The 10274-nt window shown below is 71.8% G+C and carries 10 protein-coding genes and 2 rRNA genes; 2 read left to right on the plus strand and 10 right to left on the minus strand.

What is annotated here, in order from left to right:
- Positions 1 to 88: 88 nt before the first annotated feature.
- The 4 genes from recN to AB0L71_RS03845 all read right to left on the minus strand — a co-directional run bounded on the left by recN (position 89) and on the right by AB0L71_RS03845 (position 4008).
- Positions 89 to 1834: a DNA repair protein RecN gene (gene recN, locus AB0L71_RS03830; protein WP_365237427.1), complete on the minus strand. Its 1746-nt coding sequence runs from the start codon at positions 1832 to 1834 to the stop codon at positions 89 to 91.
- A gap of 110 nt (positions 1835 to 1944) precedes the next feature.
- Positions 1945 to 2850 carry an NAD kinase gene (locus AB0L71_RS03835; RefSeq protein WP_365237429.1) on the minus strand — a complete coding sequence of 302 codons (906 nt, stop codon included), beginning with the start codon at positions 2848 to 2850 and terminating at the stop codon, positions 1945 to 1947.
- Positions 2847 to 3662 carry a TlyA family RNA methyltransferase gene (locus tag AB0L71_RS03840; RefSeq protein WP_365237431.1) on the minus strand — a complete coding sequence of 272 codons (816 nt, stop codon included), beginning with the start codon at positions 3660 to 3662 and terminating at the stop codon, positions 2847 to 2849. Before AB0L71_RS03840 ends, AB0L71_RS03835 begins: the two co-directional genes overlap by 4 nt.
- A 7-nt stretch (positions 3663 to 3669) precedes the next feature.
- Positions 3670 to 4008 carry a hypothetical protein gene (locus AB0L71_RS03845; RefSeq protein WP_365237433.1) on the minus strand — a complete coding sequence of 113 codons (339 nt, stop codon included), beginning with the start codon at positions 4006 to 4008 and terminating at the stop codon, positions 3670 to 3672.
- Between the two features lie 43 nt (positions 4009 to 4051).
- Here AB0L71_RS03845 and AB0L71_RS03850 point away from each other — a divergent pair, with 43 nt between their 5' ends.
- Entirely contained in the window at positions 4052 to 4399 is a 348-nt protein-coding gene (locus AB0L71_RS03850; RefSeq protein WP_365237435.1) for an SCP2 sterol-binding domain-containing protein, read from the plus strand.
- Between the two features lie 58 nt (positions 4400 to 4457).
- Here AB0L71_RS03850 and AB0L71_RS03855 read toward each other — a convergent pair whose 3' ends face one another.
- Positions 4458 to 5300, minus strand: coding sequence for an ABC transporter ATP-binding protein (locus AB0L71_RS03855; RefSeq protein WP_365237437.1), 843 nt, complete (start codon positions 5298 to 5300; stop codon positions 4458 to 4460).
- A 167-nt stretch (positions 5301 to 5467) separates the two neighbouring features.
- Complete coding sequence (locus AB0L71_RS03860) at positions 5468 to 6496, minus strand: HAD hydrolase-like protein (protein ID WP_365237439.1); 1029 nt, start codon at positions 6494 to 6496, stop codon at positions 5468 to 5470.
- Positions 6497 to 6567: 71 nt separating this feature from the next.
- On the opposite strand from AB0L71_RS03860, the gene AB0L71_RS03865 reads away from it, so the two are divergent.
- A complete protein-coding gene (locus AB0L71_RS03865) occupies positions 6568 to 7845 on the plus strand; it encodes a DUF1015 domain-containing protein (protein ID WP_365237440.1) in 1278 nt (425 codons plus the stop codon).
- Between the two features lie 57 nt (positions 7846 to 7902).
- On the opposite strand, the gene AB0L71_RS03870 is transcribed toward AB0L71_RS03865, so the two are convergent.
- The 4 genes from AB0L71_RS03870 to AB0L71_RS03885 all read right to left on the minus strand — a co-directional run.
- Positions 7903 to 8625: a hypothetical protein gene (locus AB0L71_RS03870; protein WP_365237487.1), complete on the minus strand. Its 723-nt coding sequence runs from the start codon at positions 8623 to 8625 to the stop codon at positions 7903 to 7905.
- Between the two features lie 65 nt (positions 8626 to 8690).
- Positions 8691 to 9791 carry a hypothetical protein gene (locus AB0L71_RS03875; RefSeq protein WP_365237442.1) on the minus strand — a complete coding sequence of 367 codons (1101 nt, stop codon included), beginning with the start codon at positions 9789 to 9791 and terminating at the stop codon, positions 8691 to 8693.
- 185 nt (positions 9792 to 9976) lie between these two features.
- Positions 9977 to 10093, minus strand: a 5S ribosomal RNA gene (rrf, locus tag AB0L71_RS03880).
- A 108-nt stretch (positions 10094 to 10201) separates the two neighbouring features.
- Positions 10202 to 10274, minus strand: a 23S ribosomal RNA gene (locus tag AB0L71_RS03885); the annotation flags it as partial.

The raw sequence follows: 10274 nt of genomic DNA on the forward strand, positions 1-10274 counted from the left end.
GCGGCCGCCCCGTGCGCGGACCGCCGGGCACGCCTGAAGGACAAGCCCGCCCCGCGACAGGGCACGACGGCGCACGGCGACGTCTCCGTCACCCGTCCGCCCGTGCCGCGGCCAGCAGCTCCTCCGCATGGGCCCGGGCCGTCTGCGAGTCCTCCTGGCCCGCGAGCATCCGCGACAGCTCGCGTACCCGGTCCTCGCCCTCCAGGACCGTCACCCCGCTGCTGGTCACCGATCCGTCGACGGTCTTCTCGACCAGCAGCTGCCGGTCCGCGAAGGCCGCCACCTGCGGCAGGTGCGTGACCACGACCACCTGAGCGGACTTCGCGAGCTTCGCGAGCCGCCTCCCGACCTCGACGGCCGCCTTGCCGCCGACGCCCGCGTCGACCTCGTCGAACAGATACGTGGGTACGGGGTCGGAACCGGCGAACACCACCTCGACGGCGAGCATCACTCGGGACAGCTCACCGCCCGACGCGCCCTTGGCGATCGGCCGGGGCTGGGCGCCGGGGTGCGGGGCCAGCAGGAGCTCGACCTCGTCGGCCCCGGCCGGCCCGTAGAGCACGCTCCGCCCGCCGATGTCGATGCCGGACGCCTCGTCCGCCGCCCCGGTCTGCCGGATGTCGAAGGAGACCCGGGCATGCGGCATCGCGAGCGAGGCCAGCTCCGCGGTCACCGCCTCCGCGAACCGCTCCGCCGCCGCCGTACGCGCATCGGTCAACGCCTGCCCCAGCCGGGAGAGTTCGGCGCGCAGCGCATCGCGCTCGGCCGTCAGCTCACCGATCCGGTCGTCGTCGCCCTCGAGCTCGGTGAGCCGGGCGGCCCCCTCCTCCGCCCAGGCGAGCACGGCGGTGATGTCCTCGCCGTACTTGCGGGTGAGTCCGGTGAGCGCCGCTCGCCGCTCCTCCACCGCGGCAAGCCGCAGCGGATCGGCATCCAACCGGTCGGCGTACCCGGCCAGTTCGCCCGCCACGTCGGCGAGCAGGATCGAGATCTCGCCGATCCGGTCGGCGAGCACGGCCAGCGCCGGATCGTGGGCACGTACGGCGTCCAGGGACCGTCCGGCCGCTGCGACCACGGTCGTCGCGTCGACGCCCTCCGGGTCCTCCGGGTTGCCCGCGAGCGCGGTGTGCGCGAGAGCCGCCGCGGAGGCGAGCGCCTCGGCATGGCCCAGCCGTTCCGCCTCGGCGGCCAGATCGATGTCCTCGCCCGACAGGGGCTCGACGGCGGCGATCTCGTTCAGCCCGAAGCGCAGCAGATCCGCCTCCTGGGCCCGTTCGCGGGCGCGCGTCGTCAGCTCGTCCAGCTCCGTGACGACGGCCCGCAGCCGACGGTACGCCGCCGCGTACCCGGCGTGCGGCACGGCGACACCGTCGCCCGCGTACCGGTCCAGTGCCTGCCGCTGGCGGGCCGGCTTGAGCAGCCCCTGCTGGTCGGTCTGGCCGTGGACGGCGACGAGTTCATCGGCGAGTTCGGCCAGCATCCCCACCGGCACGGACCGGCCGCCGAGGTGCGCCCGGGAGCGTCCTTCCGCGGAGACGGTACGGCTGATCAACAGCGCGCCGTCGTCGAGTTCGGCACCGGCCTCCTCGGCGCGCAGGGCCACCGCGTCGCCCTCGGACACGGTGATCCGTCCCTCGACGACCGCGGACTTGGCCCCGATCCGTACCAGGGCGGGATCCGCGCGTCCCCCGAGCAGCAACCCCAGGCTGGTGACGACCATGGTCTTGCCCGCACCGGTCTCGCCCGTCACCGCGGTGAAACCGGGCGACAGCTCGACCACCGCGTCGTCGATGACTCCGAGCGACCGTATCCGCATCTCCTCCAACACGGACACGACCTTACGAGGTCCGGGTGCCGATGCGCGACGGACCCCGCTCCCGGGGTTCACTCTCCCGTGTGCACCTTCGGTTGCTCCGCCCCGCCTCCGGCGCGGATGCCCGCCGGTCAGTTCGGCGCGCCCCGCCATCCCGAGACGGGCAGTGCGAACTTGGCCACGAGCCGGTCCGTGAACGAGGCGTGGTGCAGCCGTGCGAGCCGTACGGGCACCGCGCCCCGGCGCACCTCGACCCGGGCTCCCGCGGGCAGCTCCACGGTCCTGCGCCCGTCGCACCAGAGCACCCCGTGCGGGGTGTGCTGCTGGACCTCGACGGCGAGCACCGAGGCTGGCGAGGTCACCAGCGGCTTGGCGAACAGCGCGTGGGCGCTGATCGGCACCATCAGCAGCGCCTCGACCTCGGGCCAGACGACGGGTCCGCCCGCCGAGAAGGCGTAGGCGGTCGATCCGGTGGGGGTCGCGCAGACTATCCCGTCACAGCCGAAACCGGTCACCGGCCGGCCGTCGATCTCCAGGACGACCTCCAGCATCCGCTCGGGCGACACCTTCTGCACGGCCGCCTCGTTGAGTGCCCAGTCGGTGTGGACGACAGCCCCGTTGCTGCGCACGACGACATCGAGCGTCATGCGTTCCTCGACCTCGTACGCGCGGGTGACGACCCGGTCGACGACCTTGTCCAGATCGTCCCGCTCGGCCTCGGCGAGGAAGCCGACCCGGCCGAGGTTGACGCCGAGCATCGGCACCCCGGAGGCGCGGGAGAGCTCGGCGCCGCGCAGCAGCGTCCCGTCGCCGCCGAGCACGATCAGCAGCTCACAGCCGTCCACGGCCCTGGGCGTGGAGTCCGTGACGGTCTCGACGGACGGCGGCAGCGGGAGGTCTGCCGCCTCGGCGGCCAGCACCCTTACGCCGAGGCCGCTGCGCAGCAGTCCCTGGACGACCAGTTCGGCGCTGCGGATCGCGGCCGGACGGCCGGTGTGTGCCACAAGAAAGACAGTTCGTGCCGCATTCGTCGTCAACGGGGCCCCTCCGCCACTGCGCGATCGACATCTGCGGGATCCAGCTCAGGTGCTCCGGCCCGCAGCCACAGAAAGTACTCGACGTTTCCCGAGGGTCCGGGCAACGGGCTCGCGGTCACCCCCCGCACTCCGAGTCCCAGCGCCCAGGCCCGGCGCGCCACCTCCCGCACCGCCTCGGCCCGCAGTTCGGGGCTGCGCACCACCCCGCCGCTGCCGAGCCGCTCCTTGCCGACCTCGAACTGCGGCTTGACCATGAGGACCAGGTCCGCGTCCGGGGCGGCACAGCGTGCCAGGGCGGGCAGGACGAGCCCCAGCGGGATGAACGACAGATCGCCGACGACGAGATCCACCGGCTGTCCGTCGATGTCCTCCAGCGTCAGCTCCCGTACGTTCGTTCGGTCCTTGACGGTGACGCGTGCATCGGACTGCAGTGACCAGGCGAGCTGCCCGTAGCCGACGTCCACGGCGACGACATGGCCGACCCCGGCTCGCAGCAGTACGTCGGTGAAACCACCGGTCGACGCCCCGGCGTCCAGCGCCCGCCGCCCCTCCACCTCCAGCCCGAGGGGCACGAAGGCGGCGAGGGCACCGGCGAGTTTGTGTCCGCCGCGCGAGACGTACTCGGGGTCGCTGTCGTCCTTGATGACGACGACGGCCGCGCTGGTCTCGACCTGGGTGGCGGGTTTGGTCGCGGTGTTGCCGCCGACGGTGACCCTCCCTGCGGCGATCAGCTGGCTCGCATGTTCGCGCGAGCGGGCGAGTTTACGGCGTACCAGCTCGGCGTCGAGGCGACGACGTGCCACTCCTGCCACGTTCGGTTCAGCTCCTGTTGTCGTACGAGGGCGTCGGTGCGGGTGCGGGCCGGGCGTCCAGCGCGGTCAGCGCATCGCGCAGCCCACCGTGTACATCCTCGTACACCTCGATGTGTCCGTCCGTCGGGAGGTGGTCCGCATCGGCGAGACGCTCCAGCCGCGCGTCGACCTCTGCGTTGCCGGTGGGGACGCGCACGACGCCGAGAGGCGCGGGTTCGGCGGGGTCGGGCGGGGGTGGTGCGGCCTGGACCGCTTCCTCCGCCAAGGGGCCTGCCGCCACGTCCGCGGATGCCGCCCCGGGCGTGGTCGCGGCTGCCGTCACGGGCCCCGGCGTCAAGTCGCTCATGCAGGAAACGCTACCGCGAAGCACTGGGGTACCGTCGCTCACGATGGCGACCATGACGGAGTGCCGCAGCGCACTCGACACACTTTCCGACAACCTCGCGGGGGCCGACGGCGACGTGCGCAGCGCGGCTGCCCTCGACCGCTCGCTGAGCTGCCACATCAAGGACCTCGATGTCACCTTCACCGGACGGCTGTCCCACGGTCGGATCCACGTCCTGGACACGATCGACGGACCGCCCAGGGAGAAGGCCGAGATCCGGCTCTCGATGACCGGCGACGACCTGGTGGCCATGGTGAAGGGCGAGCTGAACTTCGCCAGGGCATGGGGCGCGGGGCGGGTCCGCCTGGAGGCAGGCTTCCGCGATCTCCTGCGGCTCAGGTCGCTGCTGTAGCCGCGGTGAGGGCCTGGCTTCCCGGGCCCGTACCGCGACCGGGGCGGGGTCCGTCCGGTCAGTCCCCCGCCGGCACCCCGGCCGACGCCTTGTCCCGCACGCCCGCCGCACCGCCGCGCGGCTTCCGGGCGGCCGGCACCACCAGCGGTGTTCCGGTCTCCGGATCGTCGATGACCTGGCACCGCAGCCCGAAGACCCGCTCCACCAGCTCCGCGGTGACGACGTCACCGGGCGCGCCTTCGGCGATCACCTCACCCTCCCGCATGGCGATGAGGTGTGTGGCGTACCGCGCGGCGTGGTTCAGATCGTGCAGGACGGCCACCAGCGTGCGCCCCTGTGCCTCGTGCAGTTCCGCGCAGAGGTCCAGGACATCGATCTGGTGCTGGATGTCGAGGTACGTCGTCGGCTCGTCGAGCAGGAGCAGCGGGGTCTGCTGGGCGAGGGCCATCGCGATCCAGACGCGCTGCCGCTGCCCACCGGAGAGTTCGTCGACATAGCGATCGGCAAGCGCGTCGACCCCGGTCGCCGCCATCGATTCCTCGACGATGCGTTCGTCGTCCGGCGACCACTGGCGCAGCAGCCCCTGGTGCGGGTACCGGCCGCGCCCGACGAGGTCGGCGACGGTGATGCCGTCCGGCGCTATGGAGGACTGCGGCAGCAGCCCCAGCGTCCTGGCGACCTTCTTCGCCGGCATCCGGTGGATCGTCTCCCCGTCCAGGAGCACCCGGCCGCTGTCGGGCTTCAGCATCCGCGAGAGCGCGCGCAACAGCGTCGACTTGCCGCAGGCGTTGGGGCCGACGATCACCGTGAACGAGTTGTCGGGGATCTCGACCGAGAGATTCTCCGCGATGACCCGCTGGTCGTAGCCGAGGGTCACCGAGTCCGCGGTGAGGCGTTGCATCGTGGTACTCCCGGAGTCGGAGGTGATCGGGTGCGCAGGACCGTCCTTCGCCGTGCGGGCCGGGACCGGACCCGCCGGTGTGCTGTCGTCCGGACGACGGCACACCAGGCAGAACGAAATTAGGTTAGCCTACCCTCCCTGTGGCTCGAATCGCCGGGAGCCCGCTTTCACAGCCCCAGCCGTGCCACGGCTTTCCCGGACTCCAGCCCGCACGAGCCGTCCCCGGCGTACGACCAGGCCGCCCCGCAGAGCGCCCGCAGCCCGTCGAGCACGTCCCCGTCTCCTTCGAGCACCAGGCCCTCACCGCGCGCCGACGCCGTCCAGCCGCCACAGCCGTAGCCGTCGCCCGCCCGTGTCACCTCGGGCTGACCGGTCAGCAGCCCTCGCAGGTCGGCATCCACGTACGTCGGCCGGTGGTCCGGCCGGGCAGCCAGCAGCCGCGCCGCATCCGTCACCCCGGTGAGGACCAGGAGCGAGTCCACACCACCGTGGAACGCACCCTCGATGTCCGTGTCGAGCCGGTCCCCGACCACCAGCGGGCGCTCGGCCCCGGTCCTCAGCACGGTCTCCCGGTGCATCGGCGGCAGGGGCTTCCCGGCCACCTGCGGCTCGGCCCCGGTCGCGATGCGTACGACCTCCACCGCCGCGCCGTTCCCCGGCGCGATCCCTCGGGCGCTGGGAATCGTCAGGTCCGTGTTGGAGGCGAACCACGGCACCCCTCGCGCGATCGCGTACGCCGCCTCGGCGAACCGCCCCCAGGTCATGTCGGGGCCGCCGTAGCCCTGCGCCACCGCGACCGGCTCGTCGTCCGCCGACTCCACCGGCACCAGACCCCGCTCCCGCAGGGCGACGCGCAGTCCCTCGCCGCCCACGACCAGCACCCGCGCTCCGGCCGGAAGCTGCTCGGCCATCAGCCGGGCCACCGCCTGTGCCGAAGTGATCACATCGCTCGGTTCGGCCGGCACACCGAGTTCGGTCAGGTGCGCGGCCACCGCGGCGGGCGTCCGCAGGGCGTTGTTGGTCACATACGCCAGATGCATCCCGCCGTCCCGTGCGGCTCCCAACGAGTCGACGGCGTGAACGATCGCACGGCCGCCCGCGTACACCACCCCGTCGAGATCGAGCAGCGCCGTGTCGTACGCCTCGTTCAGCGGGGTGGTGCTGCCGCTCGGCCGGGTCCTGCTCGCCTGACTCATTCTTTGCGCTCCTCGATGCGTACGTATGTCCCGATCATCGCGCATCCCGGCCGCGCACATACGATGCAGAAATGAACACATCAGGTCCAGCCGGTCAGGGGTTGCGTCTGGTCCCGTTCCGCGGGCTGCGCTACGTCCCCGAGCGGGTCGGCAGTCTCGCGGCGGTGACGTCACCGCCGTACGACGTCGTCGTGCGCCCCGACGGGCTGCACCACCTGGAGTCGGCGGATCCGCACAACATCGTCCGGCTGATCCTGCCGCAGGCCGACACTCCCGCGGCCCGCCACGCGCAGGCCGCCGAGACCCTGAAGCGCTGGCTGGCCGACGGGGTTCTCGCGCCCGATCCCGAGCCCGTCCTCTACGTCTACGAGCAGCGCAACGACGAGATCCTGCAACGCGGTGTCGTCGGGGCGCTGGCGCTCTCCGCGCCCGCCGACGGCATCGTGCTGCCGCACGAGGAGGTGATGGCCCATGTCGTCGAGGACCGGGCCGCCCTGATGCGTGCCACGGCCGCCCACCTCGAACCCCTGCTGCTCACCTACCGCGACAACGGCGACGGCGTGGGCGCGACCGCGGTCATCGACCGGACCATCACGCAGACCCCGCTGCTGGCCACCACCACCGAGGACGGCTACCGCCACCGGCTCTGGGCGGTCACCGACCCGGCCGACCGGGCCGAGATCGAGACCGATCTCGCCCATCATCAGGCCCTGATCGCCGACGGCCACCACCGCTGGGCCACGTACCTTCGCCTCCAGCAGGAGCACACCACTCCTGGCCCCTGGGACTTCGGCCTGGTACTCCTCGTCGATACGGCCCGCTACCCGCTCCGGGTGCGCGCCATCCACCGGCTGTTGCACCGCCTCCCCGTCGCCGACGCTCTCGACGCCCTCGACGGCGTCTTCCGCGTCCGTGACATCGACGGCCCGCTCCCCCGCGCGCTGGACGAACTCGCCGAGGCGGCTGCCGAGGGCAACGCATTCCTGCTCGCGGGCGACGGCGGCTTCCACGTCGTCGACCGCCCCGATGCCGACCTGCTGGCCCGTACGATTCCGGCCGATCGACCGGCCGCCTGGCAGACCCTCGACGCGACGGTCCTGCACGCGGCTCTGCTCGACCATGTCTGGCAGATCCCCGACGCCCCCGAGCACATCGCCTACATCCACGACGCCGCAGCCACCGTCGAACAAGCCGAACTCCACAACGCCACGGCGGTCCTGATGCATCCGGTACACGAGGAGGCCGTCCGGGACCTCGCCCGGCAGGGCGTCACCATGCCGCGCAAGTCGACGTCCTTCGGCCCCAAGCCGGCCACCGGCCTGGTCCTGCGAAGCCTCACCCTCGACTGACAACCCGCGTACGAGAAAGGGCGGCACCCCTTCCGGAGTGCCGCCCTTTCTCATGTCCTACGACGCGGCCGGACCTTCCTCGTCCTTGTGGTCGTCGCCGTTGTCGCTCTTCTCCTCGTCCGCGGGGGCGGCCGACGTGGCGTCGTCGACGTCCTCGTCCTCCTCAAGGGCGTCGACGAACTCGACACCGTCCATCTCGGCGAGCCGATCCGACGCGTCGGTGGCACCGTCCTTGTCGGCCTCCAGCGCCTTCCCGAACCACTCACGCGCCTCGTCCTCGCGCCCCGCGGCCAGCAGTGCGTCCGCATATGCGTAGCGAAGTCGCGGGGTCCACGAGTGAACGGCGTTCGAGGCGAGTTCGGAGCTCTGCAGCGTGACGATGGCGGCATCGAGCTGCCCCATGTCCCTCCGGGCACCCGCGGCAACCAGCCGCATCTCGACCTGGCCGGCCTTGTCCAGCTTCTGCACCTCGGACTCGCCGGCCATGGCCAACGCCCGCTCGGGCCGTCCGAGTCCGCGCTCGCAGTCGGCCATGACGGGCCACAGCTCCACGGAACCGGTCATCCGCTTGGCCGCCCGGAACTCCGCCAGTGCCTCCGAGTACTTCTGCGTCGCGTACGCGGCAAACCCGGCCGCCTCACGTACCGCAGCGACCCGTGAGGCCAGTCGCAAGGCGATCCGCGCGTACGCGTATGCCTGCTCGGGGTCCTCGTCGATCAGTCGGGCCACCATGACGAGGTTCCTGGCAACGTCCTCGGCCAGGGTCTTCGGCAGGCTCATCAGCTCCTGCCGCACATCCTTGTCGATCTCGTCGCCGGTCACGTCTTCAGGGATCGGAAGCCGCTTCACGGGCTCCCGGTCCCGGTCGTCACGCCGCTCGTACCCGCCGCGGTCGTCGCGCCCGCGGTAGCCACCCCGGCCACCATGATCGTCCCGCCGCCCGCGGTAACCTCCGCCACGGCTGTCGTCCCGACGGAACCCGCCGCCGGAACCACCCCGGCTGTCGTCACGCCGGTATCCGCCACCGCGGGTGTCGTCGTCCCGACGCGGGCCACGATCCCGGTCGCGGTCATCCCGACGGAAACCGCCAGCGGGGCGCCCGCCGCGGTCGTCCTCACGCCGCGGCCCACGGTACCCACCGCGCTCGTCGTCCCGGCGCGGACCACGATCCCGATCACGGTCATCCCGACGGAACCCGCCGCCGGAACCACCCCGGCTGTCGTCACGCCGGTAACCGCCACCACGGGTGTCGTCGTCCCGACGCGGGCCACGATCCCGGTCGCGGTCATCCCGACGGAAACCGCCAGCGGGGCGCCCGCCGCGGTCGTCCTCACGCCGCGGCCCACGGTACCCACCGCGCTCGTCGTCCCGACGCGGACCACGATCCCGATCGTCCCGCCGGAAACCGCCGCCGGAACCACCCCTGCTGTCGTCACGCCGGTATCCGCCACCGCGGGTGTCGTCGTCGCGACGCGGGCCACGGTCGCGGTCGCGGTCATCCCGACGGAAACCGCCAGCGGGGCGCCCGCCGCGGTCGTCCTCACGCCGCGGCCCACGGTACCCACCGCGCTCGTCGTCCCGACGCGGACCACGATCCCGATCACGGTCATCCCGACGGTACCCACCGGGACGCCCGCCACGGTCGTCCTCACGCCGGTAACCGCCACCGCGGGTGTCGTCGTCCCGACGCGGGCCACGGTCGCGGTCGTCCCGGCGGAAACCGCCAGCGGGGCGCCCGCCGCGGTCGTCCTCACGCCGCGGCCCACGGTACCCACCGCGCTCGTCGTCCCGACGCGGACCACGATCCCGATCACGGTCATCCCGACGGAACCCACCACCGGAACCACCCCGGCTGTCATCACGGCGATACCCACCACGGTTGTCGTCCCGGCGGAAACCGCCGCCGGAACGATCGTCACGGCGACCGCCGAAGCCGCCGCGGTCACCACCGTCCCGGCGACGCGGCTCGCGTTCCGAACGATCGTCGGGAGAGTTGGTGGGCATCGGCGTAACTCCTGTCGTCTGGTACTACGAGCCATTCTCGCGCAGCCGGACTCCCGACGCGCTTCGACAAAACAAAAGGACCCTTGGTCCCAGCGTGAACGCTGGGACCAAGGGTCCTTGAAAGATTGTTCGGCGGCGTCCTACTCTCCCACAGGGTCCCCCCTGCAGTACCATCGGCGCTGAAAGGCTTAGCTTCCGGGTTCGGAATGTAACCGGGCGTTTCCCTAACGCAATGACCACCGAAACCCTATCGGGTTCTAGCGAACAAGCACACTTTTTAATTAAGTAGTGAAGCTGTTCAACCGGTGCGACTGTTCGCAACCCGGGAACAACACAGTGGACGCGAGCAACTGAGGACAAGCCCTCGGCCTATTAGTACCAGTCAGCTCCACCCGTTACCGGGCTTCCACATCTGGCCTATCAAC

Source organism: Streptomyces sp. NPDC052052, from assembly GCF_040680455.1.
Lineage (GTDB): Bacteria > Actinomycetota > Actinomycetes > Streptomycetales > Streptomycetaceae > Streptomyces.